This window comes from Lysobacter sp. Soil_C_15, from assembly GCF_057657315.1.
The window spans coordinates 470343-495517 of the sequence record NZ_JBDGIR010000001.1 but is presented as its reverse complement, the minus strand read 5'-3'; the positions used below and the strand labels follow the sequence as shown (position 1 = coordinate 495517).

9 protein-coding genes and 3 pseudogenes are annotated in these 25175 nt (G+C 59.5%); 6 read left to right on the top strand and 6 right to left on the bottom strand.

Annotated features, from left to right (window positions below):
• Window positions 1-66 precede the first annotated feature (66 nt).
• The 5 genes from AC3A57_RS02095 to AC3A57_RS02075 form a co-directional block, all read right to left on the bottom strand.
• A complete protein-coding gene (locus AC3A57_RS02095; RefSeq protein WP_487577352.1) occupies window positions 67-336 on the bottom strand; it encodes a hypothetical protein in 270 nt (89 codons plus the stop codon).
• Between the two features lie 1719 nt (window positions 337-2055).
• Window positions 2056-11289 (bottom strand): C80 family cysteine peptidase, encoded by a 9234-nt coding sequence (locus AC3A57_RS02090; RefSeq protein ID WP_487577351.1) that lies wholly within the window; start codon window positions 11287-11289, stop codon window positions 2056-2058.
• A 73-nt stretch (window positions 11290-11362) separates the two neighbouring features.
• Window positions 11363-13510 carry a type I secretion system permease/ATPase gene (locus AC3A57_RS02085; protein WP_487577350.1) on the bottom strand — a complete coding sequence of 716 codons (2148 nt, stop codon included), beginning with the start codon at window positions 13508-13510 and terminating at the stop codon, window positions 11363-11365.
• Window positions 13510-14895 (bottom strand): HlyD family type I secretion periplasmic adaptor subunit, encoded by a 1386-nt coding sequence (locus AC3A57_RS02080; protein ID WP_487577349.1) that lies wholly within the window; start codon window positions 14893-14895, stop codon window positions 13510-13512. Before AC3A57_RS02080 ends, AC3A57_RS02085 begins: the two co-directional genes overlap by 1 nt.
• Complete coding sequence (locus AC3A57_RS02075; protein ID WP_487577348.1) at window positions 14885-17020, bottom strand: peptidase domain-containing ABC transporter; 2136 nt, start codon at window positions 17018-17020, stop codon at window positions 14885-14887. The genes AC3A57_RS02080 and AC3A57_RS02075 overlap by 11 nt, the downstream gene beginning before the upstream one ends.
• Before the next feature lie 1921 nt (window positions 17021-18941).
• On the opposite strand from AC3A57_RS02075, the pseudogene AC3A57_RS02070 reads away from it, so the two are divergent.
• From AC3A57_RS02070 to AC3A57_RS02055, 4 genes and pseudogenes are all read left to right on the top strand, one after another.
• A pseudogene (locus tag AC3A57_RS02070) lies at window positions 18942-19157 on the top strand (integrase core domain-containing protein); the annotation flags it as partial.
• A 655-nt stretch (window positions 19158-19812) separates the two neighbouring features.
• Window positions 19813-20060 (top strand): annotated as a pseudogene (locus tag AC3A57_RS02065) (transposase); the annotation flags it as partial.
• 406 nt (window positions 20061-20466) lie between these two features.
• Window positions 20467-21120, top strand: a complete 654-nt coding sequence (locus AC3A57_RS02060) for a hypothetical protein (protein WP_487577347.1) — start codon at window positions 20467-20469, stop codon at window positions 21118-21120.
• A gap of 172 nt (window positions 21121-21292) precedes the next feature.
• A complete protein-coding gene (locus tag AC3A57_RS02055) occupies window positions 21293-21538 on the top strand; it encodes a hypothetical protein (RefSeq protein WP_487577720.1) in 246 nt (81 codons plus the stop codon).
• Here the strand turns inward: AC3A57_RS02055 and AC3A57_RS02050 are convergent.
• Window positions 21463-21748 (bottom strand): annotated as a pseudogene (locus AC3A57_RS02050) (hypothetical protein); the annotation flags it as partial. The gene AC3A57_RS02055 and the pseudogene AC3A57_RS02050 sit on opposite strands and share 76 nt — an antisense overlap.
• Before the next feature lie 594 nt (window positions 21749-22342).
• On the opposite strand from AC3A57_RS02050, the gene cpaA reads away from it, so the two are divergent.
• Both cpaA and cpaB read left to right on the top strand, forming a co-directional pair.
• Window positions 22343-24136: a metalloendopeptidase CpaA gene (gene cpaA / locus AC3A57_RS02045; protein WP_487577346.1), complete on the top strand. Its 1794-nt coding sequence runs from the start codon at window positions 22343-22345 to the stop codon at window positions 24134-24136.
• A gap of 112 nt (window positions 24137-24248) precedes the next feature.
• The gene (cpaB, locus tag AC3A57_RS02040) at window positions 24249-24959 is read left to right on the top strand and encodes a metalloprotease secretion chaperone CpaB (RefSeq protein ID WP_487577345.1); all 711 of its coding nucleotides are present in this window, start codon (window positions 24249-24251) and stop codon (window positions 24957-24959) included.
• Window positions 24960-25175 lie beyond the last annotated feature (216 nt).

The window sequence follows — 25175 nt, the reverse complement described above, 5'->3', positions numbered from 1 at the left end:
CGCAGCATGCTTTAAGCGCCCCTCCTCGCGCCACGAGCACATGCCTGCAATGCACGCATGCGCGCGCTAGGAAAATTTAGCCTGAAGTTGCCGCTCCAATTTAAAGATGTCTTCGCGCGCATCAAAATCAACCGTGTGAAACCCACTAAGCGCCTGCAAACGTTTGAGCTCACCCCAGGCCTCGTAGTCCTCGAATGGATTCACGCTCATGAGGTCGAGGGCCTCCGCCCCCGTCGCAGGCGAAGATCTGTCATTCATAATGTCCGCGAACCGATTAATGGCCGCCCCTAGATCCCATCCGGAAACAAATAGCAACAAGGCCGCGAACGCGAACAATGCCGACTCATTCGCCACTCGCTTCGCTTTCGGCGCTCCTTTTATAAGCAAGCAATTTACAGATATAAATGAGGCTAGGCGCAAAGTGACATCGTATTCGATACGAATCGCCGCGGGATCAAGCACACACTTCCCGTGATTGGCACTAGCCAGTCTCTGGACGCGATCCGCCGAGTCATGCAACCACAATCGCTCGCGCCCAAGAACGCCCAACAGCTCTGCATGCCGACTTCTGTAGGCAGCTATCGCGGCTGCTCGCCAATCGAAACCAGGGATTCTGACTATGCTTCTCGTGAGTTCGACTCCGTACGGAAGGGACTCGTAGTCAATCTCTATGGAGCGGTGCATGCCTTGGATCCACTTAGGTACGCGCGGATCCAGGGTTACGAGAATACTCGACTCCTTCCTTACGCTTAACACCCACTCACGGAGATTTCGAGCTGAATAATAGCTTATGAATCCTAGACGCATAGCCCTTGCCACCAACTCGCGAACTGCGCGCTGGATCTGCGTCCTTGCGTCATCGAACTTCACTATGTTCCCCGGCAACTTCCCCAGCCTTACCCCTACGAAGTCACACTCAGGCAAATGCTTTGAAGGCCCTCCTTCATCGGCATATCGAAAGCCCCATCGGCGCTTAGTGGATCCGGCTAATGTCGGCGGCGACACCTTTGCCACCTCGGCGCCTGTTATAAAGCAGGAGGGGCATTCTATATCGTTCCGAATTTCTTCGCGCCACTTCTCTGGAATATCATCATCACCCGCAGAAAATTCCTTGCCCTCCCGTTTCGCAAGGTGGCAAAGAACTTGCTCCACTTCGACTTCGCGCCCTATAGATCGATAAAATCCTGTTAACAGCATAGACAACCCCTGTCCTGAGGGCCTAATTCTTGCTTGGTCGGACAGCGGCCGATAGCCCCAATGCATCGAGACGAGAACACAGATACGTTTAATACGGCATGACTTGCTCGGTTTGAGTATTCGCTCTATGAGACTCGCGGTCGCGGCCGTAGCTCAGGGGCCCGATCTGCGCTCGCAATTCACCATCCACTTGCGCGAGCTAGTCTTCAAAACCCGCTTCCCCGCATATGAGCGGCGAAGCTCCCCATCAAGAGCCTATGACTTCGCCAATACGAGAGCCTCGGCCGACTTCTGCGCAGCCATTCTCTCTTCGTCGCCGGCTGAATCCGCCCCGAGTGGGGAGCTTCCGATTTCACTTTCGGTCCGTGACCCAAGCCCTACCTCCAGCGCCCCATCCTTCGCATCAGGCACCTCACGCATAGACCCAACGACTGCTCGCCACTTGCATTAGATCCAGGAGAAGCCCATATGCCCTGCAGCGCCTATGGAAGGACGCATACTCCCGCTTTACGGGTAAATCCCTGTCCGCACATTCGCCGATCAGCATCCGCACATTAATAGTCAAGTCGCCAAAACGCCATTCGCTTTCTTTGCTATCGATCATGCGAACAGCGCATAGAGCAAGGGCGACAAGCCCCCCGCTATCAGGCCGACCAATGCCCCAACGAGCACGGCAAACAGCAGCATACCAACCGCACGAATCACCCGGGCCAACCTATTAGACCTTAGCACTGCACTCTATCCCTTTAGAACGACAGAAGAGAGCATGAGAGTTCACGCTCCAGTACAGGCGCGTACGAAGCGCCTTCGGCGCTGCCGCGCTTAGAATGCGGCTGAAATATCAGCCGCTTTCGCCCTTCAAAGCACGGGGATGTCGACGGCCAAAGGCGCTACCAAGACCCCCGATTGGCCCGCATGCCTTCTGCCCTTTGGAATGCCCAGATCGACGCCCGCCTCAGGGTCGAAGGCCGCAATGTCGTCGAACAACTTGTCAGCAGACCTATCGGACACTGACCCCGCTTCGGCGACCAAGGCCGCTCCATCAAGCAAGTCGCTGGGCACCTTCGCCAGCTCGATCGGCACCGTCGTGAATTCAACCTCGTCGATCCAGCGATCCCGGTCATAGCTGCCCGAAATGCCGCGGATACGATAGCTCTGATAGGGAATGCCGCCGGTATCCAGCGCAACGGTCATGGTCGTCATATCGCCCATCTGCTCGCCGGGCTTGGCGATCCATTGCAGATCCTGCCTGGACACCTTCACCCACGCATTGTCCGCGCCCAGCGCTTCGACGATGTAGGTACCAGTGCGGGTGGTGTCCAGTTGCGTCGTGTCGGCCGGGTTGTAGCTGGTCTTAAGCGTCAAGGACGAAAGCGCGATCTTGTGCTTCATGTCGAAGCGGATGGCCACGATCTCGCTGCTGGTTGGATCGGCCTGAACGAGAGACAGGTCCTCGATCCTGAGTACCTGTTTCTCGACGCTCTGCCCGTCCTGCTGCCGGATTTCCTTCACCGCCTGGGCCGTGTTCGCGCCGCGCCACGAGAACGCTTCGCCACTAAAGCCGCTGCCATCGACCAGGTTGCGGACATTGCTCCGGCCGAACCCGGTTTCGGTCGAGTCGGCGTGGCTCAGCCCGTGAACGAGATAGCCCTGCTGCCACATCCAAACCAGCCCCTCCTGCGTATTAACAGGAGACGGAACCGATCCGCCCAAACCGAGCACCGGTCCCGGACGAATAAGTTGCACCAAACCCAGTTCTGCCATCTTCTGGTTCGCTTGCTCGAGATCGTCGCCGAGCTTGTGGATCTGGCCCTGCGGCCCGATGCCCAGGAATTCCAGCGCCAAATATGTGTCCCATTCCGACGGCGTACGCTGCAGGAGCGGGAGGGTGGTCGACACCTGGATCAAAGCGCCACGCTTGCCGGCTTCGTAGTCCAAGCGCTGGCTGTTGGCCGCGAGCAGGTCGCCGCCATCCACTCCGGCCCGGACCAACCGGCCGAGTTGTTCCGCATCCTCGACCCCCGCATTCAACAGACTCTCCACGATCTCGTAGTCCAACACTCCGGCCGAAGCCATCATCGTGGCCAGGGCGGCCGCCCGCTGAGGTAGGAAGCCTTTGTAGACCAACACCGACTTGAGGAAGGCTGCTCGCTCGGCCGGCGCTGAGTCGGGCATGAAGCGGGCCTGCTGTTCCAGACTGCTGCCCATGGTCACGGCCAACCAGCCTTCCAGGTCCCGCTTCTTCTGATCGTTCGAGGCGTACCTGCTGCCGATCATAACTTCCAACTTCTCGAGCGCCTTCGAGGTGGCGTTCGCGGCCACGCCGTGAAAGATCCTCGGCCGGTCCCAATCGGGTACGCTCAACGCATCCAGCAGCGCCCCCAGCAACTGCTCCTCGTGCAGATTTAAGAACTCGACGGGCTTGGCATGGATCATCAGATAGGACTTGCTCTCCGCATACAAGGCCAAGGCGAAGTCGGCCAGGCGCACCTCGGCCGGCCGCTGTTTCTCCCATGAGGCATAGACCCGCATGTCTTGTACCGAAAGGCCATAGCGGTAGGCTTCCGTGATCAATTCGGGCTGGTAGCCCAGCGCCTCCAAGGCTTCGGCATACTCCAATCCGCCTTGCACGTGCAGCCAGCTCTGCTTCGCTTTTGCATAGGCGATAACGAAATCCTCGGACAGCCGTCCTTCGGACTGCCTGAGCGCAAGACAGGCAGCTTCGATGTCCGGCAACGAGATCAACCCCGCGCGGATCGCTGCATCGGCCTTCTCCTTGGAGAAGCCATTGACCCTGTAGTACAGCGCGATATTCGTGGGAATGGAGCCCCATGCCTGGCCGTTCGAGCAGAAGATGCCGTCGATCTGGTCGCTGCTGGCCGAATCCGGCATAAGCTTGCGAATGCTGTTGCGATCCGGCAACAAGACACCGCTCAACGCTCGGGTTTTGCTGAAATAGCTTTCAGCATCGGCCCCGCTCGGATCCAGCTTGATACCACGGGTGATCATCCGACCATTCGGCCCGCGCGCGATCACGTCCAGAGCGTTGTCACCTTTGAAGGTCAGCACAAACTCGGTGTCGTTCGCCCGCGCGACCGGCCTTCCTAGATATATTCTCGCGGACTGGGAAAAAAGGGTTTGCGCGACGCCATTCAACCCATCCTTAGAGATATAGGCTTGGTAACAGAGATAGCCGTCCTTATCGAGATAGAACTTGAACCCGTTCTGCCCCACTCCTCCCGTCGCGAACAATACCCGCTCGGAATCTCCAGGGTTCGAAGGCACCCTCAAATAGACGGTAAAGTCCGCAGATACGGGCAACTGGGCAAAATCCATCGCGGCCTGCGGACGGGTCGCCCAAGTCGCCCCATCCGTATCGAGAATACTCGCGGCCTCGCCAGCGTCGGCCAAGGCCGGCAGGGCCTTGCGAACGAGATTGGCATCATTCGACAAGACCTTGTTCAGACCTCGGGTCAGGCTGAAATAGTAGGGCGCAGCGCCTGGCGGACTCAGGCTGATATTGTTCGTCGTCGTCGGACCATTGGGCCCACTCGCGGTCACGTCCAGGGTATTGCCGTCTCGGAACTTGAGCAGGAACTCATCGTCGCTCGCCCGCGCAACAGGGCCAACTGAGTAAATTCTCGCTGAGTTAGAATAGAGAGTGAATTCGACCCCACTCCCCCAGCTCGTGGTGACGTAGGCCTTGTAGCAAAGGTAGTTTTGCTCATCGAGGTAGAACTTGAAGCCGTTCTTGCCTTGGCCTCCCGTCGCAAATAGCACCCGCTCCGCATTTCCCGAGCCAGGATGGGCCTTCAGATAGACAGTGAAGTCCTGTTGCTCAGGCAGCTTATCGAAGTCCCTCGCCATCTCGCCCTGTCCGGCTAGTGCAGCGATCGACCGCAACTCCGCTTCGCTATCGACCCCATTCAAGAGGTAGGGCACCCATTTGTCGCGCGGAACCCCCTGCCGCGCATAAAGCGCCTGCGCATCGGCTGCGAAGCCGCTCGGAATGAGGACCGGATGTTTCCCGTCCGCATCGTGCGACCCCGCTTGCGGCGAAACGAAATGTACGCTGCCCGGATTGCGGTAGTAGTCGCGCAGGTAGACCGTCTGTCCGTTCCTGACCAGCTTGAGGTCGTAGCCCTCCACCGTCAGCTGATAGCCTTCGGGCGGCAGTCCACCGGCCATGAAGAGATGCAAGCTGCCCGTCCTTGGCACCCGCAATTGGTGCACGCCCTCGCCTGCGACCAGGGCTGTCTTTCCAGTCTCGTAGAGGAAGTAGCCGGTGTCGACATCCACCAACGGCAAGGCGAACATGAATCCGCCAACCATGAGCTGCAGATGCCTGGCGCGGGGATCAATCACGTAGTTTCGTAGAACGACAGTCTTCTCGATCAGACCACCGTCGAGGAGATTAGGATTAGATAGCGCCCGGTTCGCAGGCCTACCACTGAAGGAGGGGCGGGCAGCCGACAAGAGGATCTCCAGATCGTCGCCGACGCGCTTGATTCCGCGCACCCGCTTCAATGGGGTGTCGCCGAGATCTAGGGTGTCCATCTTCAAGTCCGCGGCCATATTGTCGATGACCCAGCGGTTCAGCCCAGAGTCGGCTGAGAGATAATAGGTATCGGCACCTTCCAGGCCCGCGAACTCGGTCGCGTCCGTGCCAGACAACTCGTTATCAAGGGCATCGCCGACATACGCCGATGGATCGATCGATAGCTTCCTGACGACGGCGCCGCGTCGAACACGGATCGAAGGTTTGCTCATACTACTGAAATATCCGGTAACCCGTACCTTCTCGGGAGCGGAAAACTCGCCCTGATACAAGACCAGATCGGAGCCTACCCGCAATTGCGTATAGGGTAGGTCGCCGGCGGCATCCAGTTCGATCTGAAAGTCCTTTGCGGAATCATAGATGCGCGCATACCCCGACTGGGCGGCCGCGGTCAGCTGGCCGTCCGTCTGCGCTTGCACCAGTGGGTTGCTGATCGCCCTCAACTGGCCGACCGCGTCGACGGTCATCGACGGCAGCTCGATGCCTATGATGCTGGATTGCTGACCCGCCGTGCGTGGAGGTACCAGCCAAACGCTGACGACGCCCGCTTTGACGGCCTCGGCATAGCCTGGTATCTGGAGCTCCAGCTTAGGTTTGCCAGGAACCGAAATGATGGTCAGCGTCCCCCTGCAGACGCTGTAGTACAGATCGTCGAGACTGGCCTCCAACACGAATTGCATCGATTGACTGGTATGCGCCTCGGCGACGAAGCGGCCGGAACCCGCTTTCAACGAATAGGTACTGCTAGCCGCGTCGCTTACCAACTTTCGCGGCTCAGAACCGGTCGTCGCCCCGAACACGAAGCTCTTGGCCACCGCCGATAGCGACCGCCACTGGTCGTCAATCAAACCGAGTGAGGTCGGCGCGAAGTCATTGCCGTGGGGATCGCGCAAGCGAATGCCTTTGCTGGCGTCGAGCCCGCCATCCTTGCCGTATAGGCCGCCGATGGTAAGAGTGCGGGTATGGACGCGGGACGGCAGGGTGATCGCAAGCGGGTTGAGGCTTCGAACTTCGGTCTCGTAGGAAAGCTGAAGATCGTTGCCGACCCGGCGCACCCTGATATCGCGATAGTCCGCGGGCAGGTCGATAAGCAAGCTCTGCGAGGTCCTACCCGGCACGCCAAGCAAGGCAACGAATGCATCAACGTTGCCGTTCCACAAGACGATATCGTTGGAGGTACTCGAAATCCGGTTGCCCTGGTTCAAGGAATAGGTGTTGTTGCCGGCATCGCCGGAGATAGCCACATCGGTTCCGGACACATCGAAGAACTCATCGCCGGCCCCACCTTTTATCAGGGACCTTTCGCCGACGCCATTCATGACATAGGCCTCGATGCCGCGTATGTCGACAGTACGGCTGACCGACCTAGTCACGTTGGGCCCTTCGTTCGCCAGATCCCCGGACCGAGTCACATGATCAAGTATGACCGTCTCCCCTGCATAAGCCAGCTTCTGCCCTGTGTCGAATGATTCCAAGTAGACGCGAAGGCCGCCTGCATCTAGCACCAGCGTGTCTTGCCCGCCCGAACCGTCGATCGCCCCGATATTGGTAGCGGCATCGAGCTTGAAGGCGTCGGCCTCGCTGCCGCCGTTCGCGCTCTTCAGCGTGGCACCTCCCAAGTTGAACAGGTTGCTCTTGTCGACGACGCCATGCGCCTCGTACTCTTCGTCGGCGGCAGCGAGATCGGCCCATACACCGCCACCGTCGGCAATTCGGCCAGACACGACCGCACCCATGGCGCCATGGTTGGATTGGTCTTGCAGCACATGGGTGAAGTTGCCGTTTTGGGCCTTGATCGTGCCATGCAAGACCTGATGCGAGCGCTCACGGTAGTGCAGGCTCCTGTAGCCGTCCTTGGAGAACAGATCGGACAAGTAGCTCTTGACCTCTTCCCACTCCCTGTTGAGGCTTTGCTGCAAGTGGGTCGCGTCCTGTTGTGCCGCACGTTCTTCGCGTGCTCGCTTGACGCCGTCGGTTTCCACGCCGATCCAGGCAGCGAAGAAGGCTTCCACCTTGGCCGAAGTATTGGCAAAGTACTCGTCGTACTCAGCCACCACCAGGGCGCCCTGGACGATGCCGTTAATGATGAATCCGGCCGCGGCGATGGCGACACCGATTGGCCCTGCCGACGCGGCGATGGCGCCCAGCACCGAACCGGCCACCGCAGTGCTCAGCGAAGCAGCGATCGATACTCCGGTCAGGGCCAGGCTCAACGCGGTGGTCACCGTGGTCATGACCGTGTTGGCCACCAAGGACTTGTATTCGAAGCTGTTGACGTCTCCACTATTGGTCCAGAACGACTTCCACTGCAATCCGATCGCGGCGAACGTCGCCGGCGCCAGCGCGAGGTCCAGTACCCCGGCTTCCACTACCTTGGCGGCCTGGCCGAGTCTGTCGACGGCATTGAGTGCCTTGCCGAAGTAGCCCAAGGCTTTCGCGATCCCAGCGCTCAGCGGCGACATCGCGACGCCGCCGACCGTCATCGCCAGGCCGAGAGACCTGTCGGTGGCGCTCATCCGGTTCCAATCGCCTACCAGCTGGCGCACCGAGTTCAAGGTCGCAAACGCGTTCAGCGCGTGGCCGGCTCGACTGACTGCGATCTCCTTGCCGTGATTGGATAGGATGGTACGTTCGCGATCCACCTGACTGAAGAATTCCCTCGAACCCTTGGTGCCCGCCCCTTCCACCCGCTCTCGCAAATTCCGATATGCCTCGCCAGACAGCTTCAGCATCGCCGCGGTGATGCGGATTCGATCCATAGCGCTAGCCGAGTCGATAAACCGATCTATCTTGGCGGCGTCGATGCTGATGCCGCCGGTTCTGCTTCGCCTGCCGAGCCGGGAATGAATCAGGAATTTCTCGGCATCCTCTTCATTCCATGCCGCGATCTTCATCGCAGTGCTGGCGTCGCTGTCGTATCGCACTCTCCTTTCGGCCACATCCATCGCCATCCTCTGCAGGAGTTCGGTCTTGGGCAGATCGGGATAGGCGGCCTGGACTTTCCTGAACTCTACGACATCGAAACCGGATGCCTCGCTCGCCTCGATATATAGCTTCTGCACCAATTTCCGCTGCGCCGGATCCAAGCCCTGCGCCATGGCCAACCAGTTCGCGCGCGCCGATGCGTTGTCGCCGTACCAATCCTTTATCTTGACGGCTACTTCCACCTCCAGGGCCGAAGGGTTCGAATTCCTGAGCGCTTCAAGCAGATCGTCGGCTCGCGCATCGGTCAGCGGCCCTTCGCGCAGCAGCGCCGCGATATTGCCTTGGTTGTCGGACAACTGCCGTTTCACGATCTGCGCCAACGCCTCGAGCTCCGCCTGCGTCGGCACCTCGGCCATCGTTCCAAGCAGCCGGACCGGGTCGAAAGCGATCTTCTTCCCGGAAGCGTCCGCACCGAATGTTGCCGCAAGCTCCGGTGTCAGCGGACTTCCATCGAATGTCGCCCCCAGATCGAACAACAGGGCCAGCGAAATATCCGCTCCATCGACCCTGACAGTACCCTTGCCCGCCAGTTGCCGGCGTGCGGCGGCTCGCTGCGCCGGGTCGTCCTCGGCGTTCACCAGCGCACCGGCGCCCAGGCCGACGGAATCGGGCGAGCCAAGATGAATCGTGGCGATGCGCTCGATAGTGCCTAGCAGCTTGGCGTACTCGGCGGGGCTCGCGAGCGCCGCCTGCAGCCCGGCTTCGTCGAGGTCGGTTCCCGCCGCATTCGGGTAGAAGCGACTCAGGGCCGCCCTCTCGGTGGCATTGAGCTCCGACAGCGGCTTGTTCGAGAGGCGGATGTCCTCGACTAGTTCCTCGACGTTGATCCGGTCCGGTCCGATCAGCACGATCCGCTTAGGCTGTTCGCGAGTCTGCACGACCCCGTCCTCCCAGCGCCATCGATAGATCACTTTATTGTCGTCTAAGACCGACGCGATCTCACCCGACGATAAGGTCGGCCACTTACGGCCTTCACGATCGATCGCCAGGTCCGAGGTATGGATCGAAACCTCGATCAAGGGCGACTTGAGCGCGCTGGCGAAGCGGTAGCCGAAACCTTCCTGCTCGCCGTTTCGCTCCAGGGTGCAACCCACCAGGCTGATCCGCGCTGGCGTGCCGACATTCCTATGGATGGTTTCGGTCAGCTTCGCGTGGAAAGCTGTCAGGTGCTTAGCCAGCTTCGCGGCCTCCATCCCGCCCAGCGTGCGCTGGCCGTTCGCATTGCTGCGGCCGTGGCCGACAATCTGCCAACGCATCGGCTCGACGCTGCCCGCCAATGCCGACATATCGCCGTAAACCACTCGATAGCTGCCCTTCTCATCTAGCTGGACGATGACGCTGGTTCGGGGATGCTTCGCTGCAAGGCGGGCGGCGGCCTCAGTCGCGGCCGGGTCGTTCTCGAGCTGAAGAATGATCTGTCGGCCATAGCGGCTGTCGCCGTCCTCGTAGCCCGCAGCTATCTGCGGCTTATCCCACTCGTCGACACTGACATCCGATATCAACCGCGGTGCGACGCCCAGCTGAGGACTGTCGTCGATGAAGTCGTCGAACTCACCGGGGATCTCCGCTACTTCGTCGTCCGGAAACTCGTTATGGGCGTCGACCTCGAACTCGTGCGAGCTGTTGACGCTGCGGCTGACCAAGCGCAGATTGCTCACCTCGTTATAGGCATCCAGAACCTCGGCCCGGGTCACATTGCGGCCCGCCGCGACAGCGTCGTCGTGCATTTTCTTCGACAATACGTCGAACGGCACGTTGTGATCGATGTCAAACGCGTCGCGAGTGACAAGTTGTCCGGAGGCGGCACAGCGAAACAGCCGCACCTCTTGGGTCTGACCCGCGGCATTGGTCACCGTCACACTGCGCACATACGACCTTTGCAGCTCGGCCTCGAACCACTTCCCGAGCACTTTGGCATCGAAACTCAGTCCGACTCGGCCGTCCTCCGGCACCCAGCGCTGGTTCTGCGTGTGCTTCGTTCGGCCCGCCCAGTCCAGGTCCGGGTCGAAGTCCGGATGCGTCTTTGTTGGATCAAATGCGAAGTGACTATCGACCCAGGCGCGCCACTCCCTCGAGTCGGCGCCGAAGACAGCCAATATCCGATCGGCGCTGTCGCGCGCACGATTGATGACCGACGGCAGCATGCGCAAGTTCCGCACATCGTTGAAGGCCATATTCGCTTCGGCGTGATTCGCTACGCCAAGCTGGCCGAAGTAGTCGCGCCACTGCACGATGTGGTCGATGTCGAGTGCATCGGTGGTGTGCCAGGTATCGCTTTCCGCGTGGTAGTACAAAACTACGGTGGCCGCGCTCTCTCCCGACGCAGACGGAAAAGTGAACGCCTGCGACTGCATGTTCCGGCGCGCCCAATCGTTGCGCATGTACTCGTTAGTGGATTCGTAGAAGCTGAAGCTAGTGCGGGCCTCCGTCCCCAGCCACGGCCTGTCGGCGATTCTTTGGGAGTGATTGGGCGGGACCACGCCCTCCCAGCTGACCAGGTCCACCGTTTTGCCATTCTTCAGCTTCGGTTTGGAGATTGTGTATGCCATGGCGGAGCCCCTGTTGCCGATCGCTTGTCGTTGTCTCGCGCTTGATGCTTTATCTGTTCGCCGCCGCTTCCACTCAGCCCATCTGCAATCGCCACAACCGGGCGTAAGCCGTGTCACTCGTGACGAGCTCGCAATGCGATCCACTTTCGACTACCGCGCCGCGATCGACCACCAGGATTCGGTCGGCATAGCGCAGCGTATTCAGCCGGTGCGCGATGCTGATGACGGTGCGTCCGCTGGCGATGGCCTCCAGATTGGCCATGATCGCCGCCTCCGATTCGTAGTCCAGCGCGCTGGTGGCTTCGTCGAGCAGTAGCAGCTTGGGACGGGCGAGCAGCGCCCTGGCCAAAGCGATGCGTTGCCGCTGCCCGCCCGACAAGCTCGATCCCCTTTCCCCGACCTGGCTTTCATAGCCGTGGGGCAGGCAACGTATGAACGAGTCGGCGCCCGCCAGAATGGCTGCCTCGACAATCTCCGCCTCGGAAGCTTGCGGCCTACATACGCCGATGTTTTCGCTAACCGTTCCGGAGAACAGCACGCTTTCCTGCGGAACCACGCTGATCTGCCTGCGCAGCGCAACCGGATCGGCGATCGCGATGTCGATACCGTCCACCAGTACCTGGCCGTGTTGGGGCACGTAGAGACGCTGCAGCAACCGGCTGATCGTGCTCTTGCCCGATCCGGAGGGCCCGGTGATGCCGACGAATTCACCGGGGCGCACTTCAAGACAGAGATTTCGCAGTACCTCTTGGCCGTCTTCGCCGTAGCGGAAGTGAACATTTCTAAAGCAAACACCGCCCTGCAGCGGCGGGATCGAAGCCAGCCCACCGTTGCCTTCCTCGGTCGGCTCATCCAGTACGTCGCCTATGCGGCGCAGCGAGATGGTCGTGTGCTGCAAGTCTTGCCAGGTTTGGGCCAGGCGCAGAATCGGCTGCGTGAGATGCCCGGCAAGCATATTGAACGCTACCAGCTCGCCCGGACTGAGCTGATCCTCCATCACCAGCCTAATGCCCCACCACAGTAGCAACGCACTGGACAGCTTCTGCACCACGTCCACCGCTTGACCGATCGATATGCCCAGCACGCTGGCCCGGAACGAGGCGCGTACGAATCTGGCGAAGCCGCTCTCCCATTGGCGCACGAAGCTCTCCTCCGTAGCCGTTGTCTTTATGACCTCGATTCCCATCACCGACGAAGTCAAGAACGCGGTGCTGTCGGCGCTCGACTCGTACTCGCGCTCGGTCCGGCTGCGCAACATGGGGCCGAACAGCATCCACAATAGAAAGTAGACCAGTAAAGTCCCCAGGACGATCCAAGTCAGTTTGACGCTGTACGAAAGCATTACCGCGAGGAACAGTCCCAGGAAGAGCAGATCCAGCACCACCGTCAGCGTCGAACCGGTCAGAAACTGACGGATATGATCCATCTCGCCTATGCGAGCGATGATTTCGCCGGTCTTCCGCTTGCGAAAGTAGCCGATGGGCAACGCCATGAGGTGCTGATAGACGCGGGCCGATAGCTCCGAGTGGATTTTCGCCGCGAGATTGGAGAATAGCCAGGAACGCATAAATCCATAGACGAAATCGAATACCGCCAATGCAAGCAGCGCTATTCCCAGAACTTGCAAGCTTGAGACGCTCCGGTTCACCAAGACCCGATCGATGACGTTCTCGAACACAGCAGGTGTCACCAGCGCGATCAGTTGCAGCATCAACGACACCAACAGAATGCTTCTGAATTGCCGGATGTGCTTGATCACCGACGGGATGAACCAGGCGAAGCCGAACGCCTGCCGTCCCGGTGGTTCGTCCGCTTCGCCCAGAAGGATCGTTTGGCCTGGCCACCGCTCGGCGAGGTCGTCGAAAGACGAATGCCGGCACTCGCCTGTTGCCGGAACACGCAGGAGCACGCCATTCTCGTTCACCGATTCCAGTACCCGCCATCCGTCGGCTGTTTTCAGCAACGCGGGCAGCGGCAAGGCCGCTATCCGCTCGATGCCGCTGTCGACGCTTCTCGCTCTCAACCCGATCGAACGCGCGCAACGGCAAATATCGACGCGGCTGGCCGTCCCCTGCGCTCGACCTAGCTGATGGCACAATTGCTCGGCTTCGACCAAAATCCGGTGATGGCGGGCCGCGTAGGCCAGGGCCGCCAGGCCGTCATCGACGAAGGCGCCGTCGGCCCCTACGCTCGGGAGAGAAGCTTCAATCGACCTGGACATCACCGTTCCTCAAGCGCTTCGGACTGGTACTCGCGCAAGGGGCTGAGAACGTAGTCGATGACCCGTCGCCTGCCCGTGCGGATCTCCGCGGTCACACCCATTCCCGCCTGCAAAGGAAATGTCTTTCCGTCCAGAGCCATATGCAGTCGGCGTAGCTCGACTCTGGCCGGGAACACCAGCCCGAGCCGGTCGTCCTTCACCGCATCGCGCGATACGTTGAGTATCGTTCCGGGCACCGTGCCGTATCGCGTATAGGCGAAGGAGTCGATCTTCAGCTCGACCGATTGGCCTGGCCTTACGAATCCGACATCCCCGTTCAGGACCATGACTTCGGCCTGCAGGGATGCTTCGTCGGGTACGATCACCATCAGCTGCTGGCCGGCTTGCACTGCGCCGCCCCGGGTATGCACTGCAAGCTGCTGCACCACGCCTTCCACGGTCGCCCTTAGGGTTTGCAAGCGCAGCTTCTCCTTTGCCCTGACCAGCTTCTGAGCCAGATTCGATACCTCCAACCGCACCGAAGCCAGGCTGTCCTGACGCTCCTTCGTCGTCTTCGCCAGGTAGCCGCTGCGCTGATTGCTCAGCGACTGATACTGGGCCTTCATCACTGCCAGCTCGGATCGCTGCTGCGCGACCGCGCGCTCTATCTCAAGGCGCTCCTTCTCTTGCTGCTGCAGCTCCACATTGGAAATCAGCTTATCGGCTGCCAGTACGCGGTACGCGTCCAACCGCTGCATGACGTTCGTTGCCAGCTTTTGCAGGACTGCGATGTCCGCTTCGCGTCCTTTCTGGTTGGCTCGGTTGACCGCCATTTCGCTTTCGATGCCCACTACGCTAGCCTGCATCTCCCTCGATATGCTGAGCAAGTGCTCGCGGGCGATCGCCACTTGCTCTGCTGGCGCCTCTTCCGGCGCAATGAAGTTGGCCACCGGATCGTCGGTCAGCATCGCTTGCAGCCTGGCCTGCTCCAGCAACTTGAAGTTCAGTTGGCCGCGCAACTCTCCGAGCTCTGCGTCGGCGCCGATCGGGTTCAGGCTGACCAGTACGTCGCCGACTTCGACGCGCGCGCCATCGCGCACGTGGATGGCCGCTATCTCGCCGCCTTCCACGGACTGGACTACTTTGGAATTGCTTGGGACCAACAGGCGCCCCGACGCGTTGGCCTGGATATCCAGCTGCCCGAAAGTCGACCACACCAGCGCTGCGGCGAAGGTCGCCGCCAGTGCTACGGCGGTGCGGCGCGACCAAGGTGCTGGCGGACGTTCGATGACTTCCAAATAGCCCGGCTGGAACTCGTGTTCGTCCCGAGTCTTGTTCGGGTGGAACTCCGTCCCGCCCGCGGAATGGACGGTATTGAAGGCCGACTTTAAGCGATCAAGCAGCATGCCCTGCCCCCGGATTCCCGAACGAACGTTGCCGCTCGCGCAACTTGGCATAGCACCCGCCACGTGCAATCAACTCGTCGTGGCTTCCTACCTCGGTAATGCGCCCCTGCTCCAATGAGACGATGCGATCGCATCGCCGCACCGCGGAAAGACGATGGGCGATGGTGATGACCGTGCGCCCTTTGGCTATCTCAGCCATGTTCCGCTGAATCACCCCTTGAGATTCGTCATCGAGGGCGCTGGTCGCCTCATCAAATATCAGTATTCTGGGGTCGGCCATCAATGCGCGTGCGATGACGACGCGCTGACGCTGTCCGCCGGATAGGGAGCTTCCTCCTTCGGCCAGGATGGTGTCGTACCCCGTCGGAAGCTGCAGGATGAAGTCGTGAGCGCCGGCAAGCTTCGCGGCTCTTACGACATCGTCCAGCGGCGCCGAGGTGTCCCTAATGGCGATGTTGTGACGGACGCTTCGATTGAAGAGATAGCTGTCCTGCTGCACCACGCCTATCTGACTGCGCAAGTACTTCGCGCTCAGCTTCTGCAGCGGTATTCCGTCGACAAGAATCTCGCCAGCATCCGGGGCATAGAGCTTCTGCAGAAGATAGGCCAAGGTGCTCTTGCCCGACCCCGACGGACCGACGATGCCGATGCTCTCTCCTGGCTCGATGCTGAGCGACACTCCCTTCAGTACCGGCTCCGAGTCCGGTTGATAGCGGAACACCAAGTCGCGTATCTGGATCGAACCGCTGATCGGCCTGGCCGGTTCCGTTGCCGTCCGATTCTGCTCGATCGGCAGGTTCAGCATGTCGCCCAACTTCTCCACCGCCAGCCGAGCTTGAACGAACTGTGGCCAGAGATCCGTGAGCCTCGAGATCGGCCCATTGATATGCGACGCCATCATGTTGAAGGCGATTAGCTGCCCGATGGTGATCTGCATCGAAGTCACCAGGTGGGCTCCATACCAAACGATGGCCACCGAGATCACCTTCTGCAGCAGCGCCACTCCATGACTGACCAAGCTATTCAAGCTCTGGGTCCGGAATCCCGCCTCCGCCGCCTCCGCGGCCTGCGCCTCCCAGCGGCGTAGCATCCCGGGCTCGACCGCCATGCTCCTAATCGTCTCCATCCCGGCAACCGACTCGGCCAGCAGGGACTTGTTCTGCGCAGCGACCTGAAATTGGCGCTTGATCCGGCTCTGCAGCGGCCCGGTGCTCGCATACGCGACGGCGACGTAGAACGGCAGACCGGCTAGAACGATGCAGGTCAGGCTCCACGACAGACGCGACATCACGTACAGGAAGACGAAGGCGAACGCGACGTCGACACAGAGAGTAAGCATCGAGCCGGTAAGAAAGGATCGAATCCCTTCCAACTGCTGTACACGGGCTACGATCGTTCCTATCTGGCGTGCTTTGAAGTAGCGCAGCGGCAAACCCATCAAGTGCCTGAACAGCTTGGCGCCGATGGCTATGTCTATTCGGTTGGTCGTATGGGTGAAGATGTACCCCCGCAATCCGGTCAAGACCGCTTCCCACACCGCAATCGCTACCAGCACAAACATTAGGACATCGAGCGTCGAGAGCGCTTTATGCACCAGCACCTTGTCCATTGCCACCTGGAATATCAGCGGGGAGCCCAGTGCGAGCAACTGCAGGACCAGTGAGACGAACACCACCTCAGCCAACAGGCGCTTGTGGCGGGCGAACTCGGGGAGAAACCAGCGGATATCGAACTTCGGCGGCGAATCGAGCAATCTGATGCTCTCGCCTGTCCAGCTCATTTGCAGTTCCTCGCTACTTATGATTTTCGGAGCTGCACTACCCGGTTGGAACACCAGAGCCTGGGCGGACGATCGGTTCAGAAGCACCTGATACCCGTCCGCTTCGGTCCGAAAAGCCAAAGGCAAACGGACTCTCCCCAGCCTCGAATAGCGCAGGCTGGCTACGGAAAACTTAGCGTCGTGCGCCCGGCCATAGAGCGCTATCGCATGTTTCAGGTCGGCGATCGAAGCCGCGTAGCCGGGATCCTGCTCCTTCCCTTTCACTAGGGACAGCAGAATGCGGCAGCAACCCAGAGCTGAACTCAGCGTATGGGCTCGATCGTCGATCGCTTGGAGTTTTGACATCCCCTTCCTCGGGGACCGATCACGGTGCGCTCTCGATCGATGCGTCTTATAGAAACGTGATTCAAGTCTCACATATCAAACAGGCTTCCCTGACCCGCAGGCAATTGCAATAGGGAAACGTCTTAGATTGATAGTTCTGAATGTGCCTCACTGCACATAGGTGGTAGCTCACGGGTCGTTCGCGGCGTGTCAGCGCAGGGGCTTGGTACGACCGCAGACGGCGCTATGCAGCTGGTAGGAGCAGCCCCGAATCGCGCTCTTCTGCGCAAGTCGCTGTACTGGCCAGTCGGCTGTCGACCTCGACCTGCCCTGGCTCCATCGACTTCGGCAGAATGGGAGCTGCGCCATCCCAGTAGTCAGCAATCGCAGCGTGCGCAACGGCTTTCTTCGCCCCCCGCCCCCCCCCTGCGAACCGAACTCGCTCAGCCGCGAAGCACTGTCAACCGCCGCGCACGCCCACCTTCTGGGCGAACAGCGACTCCCCGCAGTGTCTCAATCTCACAGAGCAAAGCGTGCCAGCCGGCATCGTCTGCCGACTGATGGCCGACTCAATGGAGAGACACGGGGCGGACTGCACATCTCGGCCCCGCAATTTCATGGCCTGTGCTGTGGCGCCGCGACTCTACGATTTCGCTGCCGGTCACAGGTCGCTCCGGATCGACATCGCGAAGCAGAACGCACTCCGCAATCCCCCGAATGACGACTAGTGCATCCGTATCGGGCAGCTTGCGAATTGCGCCACGACAGCCAAGACATTGACCGAGAGCCGCACGTAGAAGTGCACGGGCCCGGAGCATTTCGCATTCAAAGGCATCGCGAAGTCGACCAACGATCTTGTGCATGGCGACTGACCCATAACCCCCGCGAGCAGCGGATCTACAGGTTGGCAACTATGCGCCAACGATCTGCTTAGGACATTTCACGTGCACGGGCGCGTCCGAAGCGCCTACCCGGACCGGAGATCATGCCTAGATATCCAGGCAAGCAGAAAGCCCCATGTTCGCCAGGCGTACACAATGAGTGTTCATCTTCCGGAACTCACTAGATTGGTGGAGAACGCCCGGAACGAGCTTGCAACGGGTGGCATGGGAATTCCATCGTTCGTCGATGAAAGAATCGTATCGCTTGGAACAGGCAGCGACAGCGAAGAGTGGCAATCCGTGCAAAGGCTGGCGCAGCGAATTCGGATCGGCTACTTGCAACTGGGCGAGCGCGACTGCGGCCGATGCAGCGGCCGGATTGGCAGGTAGTTCGTCCGAGCGGCTTGCCGGCACCTATCGGCAATCACGCCCGCGAATGGTGCAGACACTCGATAGCGCAGAGGAATCCTTTACCCGTGATATCTCGGAACGAGATTCCCCTCCGATTCGGTTCGCGTAGATATCGCCAAGCCCCGATCGAACTGGCGGCCCACGGGTGCTTTCGGTCCGACACGGCAGCGAACCCAGCGCGGCCCCGGCTGCCCGCGCCGGACAGTTCCCTGCCATGCGCAAAAGGCGCGATCATCCAGGCGGCGGAGCTTGCTTGGCCCACTGCGCCGGCGGCCCGCCTCCGGTGCATGCGCGACACCGGAGCGGTCTGCTCGGTCAACACAAAAGGCTCCAAACACCGGGCATATGCTGGTTCGGTGGGCCCGGCCGCTCTAAGACTATTCCTAATATCGGCGCCGGAAGATCGCCGATAGCATTGGATCACAAATGCGAATTTCATCACATTTAACTTCGCCCTCCTCTCCGATAGGGGGGCGAGTCGCCAGACTCGGCACGCAGCCCACCGCGTGCGTAGGTCGGAAAGTCGAAAGACCTACGCAAGGGATTCAGGAAAGCACCAGATGGACGAATCTGCAATCGACCTGTGAAAACTCGCGCAACACAACTGTCAGCTCTGCCTTGCTGATCCAGGCAGAGCAACACGGCGCTAGCTGGATTACATCCAGCCCGGCAAGCCGCAGCAGAACGTATGTCGAACGCTACAACCGGACCGTTCGCTACGACTGGCTGGCCCAAACTTTGTTCAAATCGATCTGCAAGATGTTCGAATCCGCAACCCCTGGCCATCGACATACAACCACGAGTGTCCCAACACCGCACTCGGCGGCATCACTCTAGTCCAACAGAAGGTGGCAGATACCACTTAGCTCCACTTTTGGAGTCCGCTAAAAGCTGGAGGAATACCTAATCATAGCTAATCAATTTGGATTCAATTGCGTCCGTTGCTCAGATGCGAACAGAGCATTCGCCTCGAATACCTGCCCTCCGTAGCTTTCAATTGTCACGCTTGGCGCAAATGGAAGCAGTGACAATGGAATCTAAGGAACTGGAAGACACCCCAAGGGGCATGCGAGCACTGCCGTCTACCGAATCAGAATAGCTCATTCTAATTATTGATCCGCTTGGGTGGTGCGTTTGCACTTGAGTTTTTCTCTTCGAATGTGATGCTCTCGAAATTGAGTGGACACAAGATAGTTCATAAATCCAAACACATCGCAGATGCAAATACTTAGCAAACTTACTGTTGTGGATTAACAGCCAGCAAATGCGTGCAGGCACGGCCCGGCTCGGACCTTTGTAACCTTCGCAGGGGGGAGCAGTGAAATCGATAGTAAAAGAGAGGGGTGGGCTGCAATATCGGCCCTCAAAATCACTTCCACTAATCTTGTTTGCCTGGATTCTGTACGGTTGCATAGTCGTGGCGCTACGACTATATGCCTGAGCGTGCAGCTACGCGCCTTGAATCGGCCACAGTTTCGTGGACATCCGCAGCCATAGGCTATGACTTAAGCTGAGGTGGCTATGAGCGCGAAGCGGTACGCTGATGAATTCAAGATCGAAGCGGTTCATCAGATCGTTTAGTACGGTCGGCCGGTGGCCGAGGTGACTGAGCGACTGGGGTGTCCGTGCGCAGCCCGTGTGGCTGGCGGCGACAGCTAGGAAGGAGCGACGTGGTTCGCCGTGTCGAAAGCGACCAGAACCCGGATGTGCGTCGCCTGAAGGCGGAACTGCGCCGGGTCACTGAAGAACGAGATACCCAAAAAAGAAACGTCGCGGCGAACTTAACCGATCGACGCGACAGTGTGTCACACATCCAAGGTCTTAAGTTCGCTATTTCGGACAAGAACACCAAGATGCTGCCTATGGCTTACGACGTCGTATCGCTGAGCCCTTTGGATTTCGATCTGGAGGATGAGTCAACACATGAGCGAGTGGCTTCGGGCCAGATGGCACGGATGAGCAAGTGGTCGGCCGGGAAGCTGTGGACACTCGCAGAATGGCTCTCGGTAGATTGACACTGTGCTGTTGGCACGGAAGCCTCCCCCAGTTCAAGCAGAGTTGCCGCTAGCCCCCGGCGATACCGCTATTGATTTCTAGGCGGGCCGGAAGGCACAAACGATAAGCGAATCCGCCGGCCCACAGGGAGCCGGCAATATCAAGGGAAAGGAGAGACAAATGTTTCATAGACACCTGCTGGCAGCAGTACTCACTGTCGCGGCTACAGGCTGCGCTTCATCGAGCATCCTGATAGGAACTGCTCGCCCGCCCATAGATCCGGCCCTTGTCCGGCTCTATGTCGACCCACCTGAGCGATTCGAGAAGATCGCGATCTTGGAGTCGAACAGCGACGCTTCCTGGGCGATCACGGACCGGCAGAAGACCAACAAAGCGATCGATCGCCTGAAGATCGAGGCAGCGAAATACGGTGCGAACGGCGTTCTTATCGAGGGCGTCGGCGACCAATACTCGGGTAGTGTTAGCGTGACTGACGCTTGGTCCGACGGCAATACGGCATTCGGGGTCAGCACAAGTACCGCGAACTATCGCAAGGCCGGCTGGGGCATGGCGATATATGTGAACGACCAGGAGACCGCGGTAGCTGCTCCGCTCTCCCAAGGGGCTTCGGCCTCGGCAACTTCGCCGGCCGCCCCTGCGTCACCCCAAGCTGGAAGCGCGTACGACGCTGCACTTCGCTATGCGGCCGAGCGTGACTGCAGCGCCGGCGGCGTAGCTGTCGTGAGCGGCAACGTGTACAGAGCTAGCTGCCCGTCTACCGGGCGATCACTGGTGATCCAGTGCCAAGGTCAGAGCTGCAAGGAAGTGAATTGACTGCCCCACCGGCAAACCCACGACCCCGCTTCGGCGGGGCTCTTGCCGTCTAGGGGGTTGGCGGTTGCCCTCTTCATAGAATTGTCGAAACAGTTCTATTCTTGGTATTAGCACGCCACTACGTTTGGCGATCTACCCCATCGGCCACCCACGGCCATCGGGGCGGACGGACATGTCGCAGAGCAGCAACCAGGTCGCAGTGCCGCTCCCGAACCTGTACCTCCTCGACCAGCAGCGCCGGCAGCGAGCGGACGCGCGGAACCCGCTGGGTGACCCGTCGAACGAGCACCGCTGCTTCCTGGGCACGCACGCGATGGGCGAGTACCGCCGGCTCCATGCCCTTGCGACGCGCTCTCCCCTCTTCCTTTCGATCCTGCGCCGGCATCGGCGTTGGAGCGTGCTGCATGAGTGCAGCTGATCGAGCTGCTTGTAGCTGACGAGCATTCCCGTCTGCCTGAGCTCGAAGTGGATCATCCCAGCGCCGTATCGCTCGTATCGCTGCGCCAACGCCTGGTTGCGCGTGCAGCCGCTTTGCGTCCGGCACGGCTATGCCGCCGAACTTGCTGCGCCACAGATAGTGCGCCAACGCGCTGCAGCCGTGCCGGGGGCACAGGTCCTTGATCGCCATGCCAGCGCCCGCCTCACGCAGTAAGCCGATGATCTGCTCTTCGAGAGACGCTTCTTCACGTCTAGTCTCCCGGTCGCCGGGGGGTTTGGCTCCAACCCGGCGTGCTACTCAAAGGTGGGGAGCCGTTCGCCGGACTTGAACTTGATGCCAGTGCGAATAGCCGAGCATCCACTATTGGCTCCAAGTCGTCTCAGCGGCGACGGGTATCGAGTCAGTACGAAGAACGTTGATCATTGGCTAGGGTCCGTGCTCGCCAATCTCGAAGATCGTGTCGGACCGTAAAGGTCTACCCGCATCACAGGGAGCGCGGGACGACATGCGATGAATCTCTACAGGAAAAGTGGTGTCAGTCACCGAGCGTGCTCATGACGTCTCACCAAGGCTCACGATGTGACGAGAAGTGATTTTTCATTCGAATGCCTAATAGCATGCTTGCGAAGCGCGATTCGCCCGTGATGTTGCCGCAGGTAAAAGGTCGATGCGCAGTAGCTCGAAGTTCATCTTCGCGGCTATCAAACAACTAACAGCAATGCTAAATGCGCTCAGCGACGATTCACCGTGTTGGCGCTACGCGCCGCAACCTAGTCCATGGAGATGAACACAGTGACCAAGATACTAATGGTGGCGCTTCTTGCGCTTTCCTCAGCTAATGCAATGGCAATCGACCTAAGTCCAAATCGGATTGGCGGGGGCGACATACCCGGCAACTACCCGGCGATCGACTTCTATCTGCGCAATGGCGATTGGGCCCCACGTCTCACGCTATCCGATGCGGCTGGCGATCAATACAAGGTGACAATTCATTCCTCGGCGGCCTATGACAGTCAATTGGCGACCGCCAACACTGACTATCCATTGAGCTCAATGCGCATCCGGTCCGGCGACCACGCGTCCTTTGTCTATGAAGCGGCTCGCCGCCAATGGAGCTTCGCCGGGGCTACGCTTAGTCCAAACACCAATGGCGGGAGCGGTACAATTTCATCATACCCGAGCGGGAACTTCTTGCGCTTCAATCTCGCTAACGGCGATTGGGTTCAGAACGTCACGCTCCCGGCAGTCGCTCCGGACGGCAGCTTGCTCGTAGTTTCATCCACGGCTTCATCGACGAGCCGAGTCAGCCCGCAGAACATCATGTACGCCAGCACATTCAACGTGCGAGCAGGGGACCAATATGCCTTCCTCTATCGCCGGAGTCTGAACCGCTGGATCAGCATCAAGACTCCGATCATGGCGTTAAGCGCCAACAGCGCCGGGCCTCAGATGCAAGCGCCTGTCGTGCCGTACACGCAAGTAAAGTTCAGCGACGGCGCAACCATTCCAGAAATTCGTCTTCCAGAATTCGCAGGCGACCGTGACCGAGTGAGCATCAGCTCCGAAGCAACCAGCGCGGCAACCATATCGAATCTGAATGTCGATACGACCGCCACTTTGAGATTGTTCGCGGGCTCACGATACGACTTCATCTACATCAAGGAGCGCGCGCTCTGGGTGCTTCAATCCAGCCCGAGCATGAGCTATACCGCGAGCAGTCTCGGCACCCCCCAGCTGCCCGATATGAAGTCGCCGACGATTCGCTACTCAGCCTCGGACGGAAACTGGATGCCGTTGTTGAAGCTTCCGCTTATTGGCAGCCCGGGCGACAGAGTTACTGTCAAGAGCGATGCTGCATCGGACTTCAACGTCACCGGTCAGGACACAACGTTTGGGACGATCGCCGTTCGACGCGGAGAATCCGTGCGCTTTGTCCGTACTGCAGCCGGTGCTTGGTCGCTAGATAGTCGGCTCATCACCATGCTGCTGATATACAGTGAAGAAGCAGCTGAGCGGCTCGGGGAAACAGCGGCCCAGATGCGACTGTTGGAAGGAGTGCGCCTGACGAATGAAGCGCTGGATAACTCCAGGGCAAACTTCTACGTCAAGCCCGTCGGACTGCTAAAGCGCCAGTTCCAGGCTACAACGCTAAACGATGTCCTTAATGTCGCTCTCAGAGATCCGCTCGTGGCGTCTACCCGTACGCAGCTGGCCGCCGATGCCGTCTATTACGAAGGAACCGAAGATGGTTGCGGCGTGGCGTGGCTAACGGCCGGCAAGTACAACATGATCGGCACCGGTTCTCTAGCATGCGGCACTACCGTGATGCGTCATGAGTTCGGTCACAACATGGGTTTACACCATGGCGACGCGCCTGGTGGGTCAGCACCTTACGCCAAGGGATACAGCCTGATTAAGGACATTATGGGCGGGAACGCCATTCCCTATTACTCGAATCCGTATCTGTACACGACTCTACCCGACCTGGCCATCGGCCTGCCAATGGGTATCGCGAACGTGACCGATTCCGTTCGGGCAATAAACGAACGCTCCAAGCTTGTCTCTGAATACTACTGATTCATCAACCGCAGTCTGGCCGGATCTATCCGGCCAGACTGACTTCCCGTAGATCTCGGACGCCCCTGGCCGCCGTGCGGTCGGCTGTCTCCGACTGAAAGAAAGGGTTCTCATGCGGATCCGCCTAAGTAGATCGTTAGCTTTTGGCGTAGCACTGGGCTTGGCCGCAATTGGGCTCGTGCTCGATCGGACCGGTTCGCCAGCAAGCATCGATGTTGCGCATGGCCCGCAACATACGGATCGCGCAATATCGATAGCTGATGCGACTACCATGCTGGTTCCGGCGTTAGACGGCATCCAGGCTGCGATCGAGCGGCGCAGCGCGACCTATTTGCTCGACAGGACTCGCCTGATTGCAGCGAAGCCGCGTAAGAATCTATTGAGGCTGATCGGGCCGAGCGAGGTCGTTCCCGGCGTGCTGGACGCTGCAGAGCGGCAGGTCGCGAACGGCCGCCAGTTCGTCGCCTATGATCCGTATGTACTGGAAGCGAAAGACGTCGGTGACGAGATCGAAGTGTACGTGCCTCAGGCTGGCTTGATCTTGCACGGCGTAATAGACGATGTCGAAGTCAATGGAGACATCATTCGTTGGTCGGGCGGATTTGAGGACTTCAATTCGACCGAGAGTAGGTTTTCGATTAGCCAAACGATGATCGACAACTATGTGCTAGGCACTTTCGATACGCCAATGGGCAGCTTCAGTCTAGAGGCGAAGAACGGCCGTGGCTGGATCGTCGATCAAGCCGAAGAGTTCCACTTGCCCTCGGACGGTAAAGACTATGTCGAGGCGCCCCCGTTGCGCGCTCATGCCACTAGCCCGTGATCAGGCCTCGGGTTCACATCATTGGGAGCTGGAAGATTCAGAGAAGGGATCTGCTTCGGTTGTAGGGACGATAGAGACGAATCGAGCACGTTGACGGAAGATCATCGGTGCCGGAGGTTCTCTGAATGGGCTTGTACGACGAAAGTCGCCGCTTGAAGCGGATGCGTTCCGACTGGGCGAACCGTCGATCAGTCGGTGCGGGTGCTTCCTAGCAAG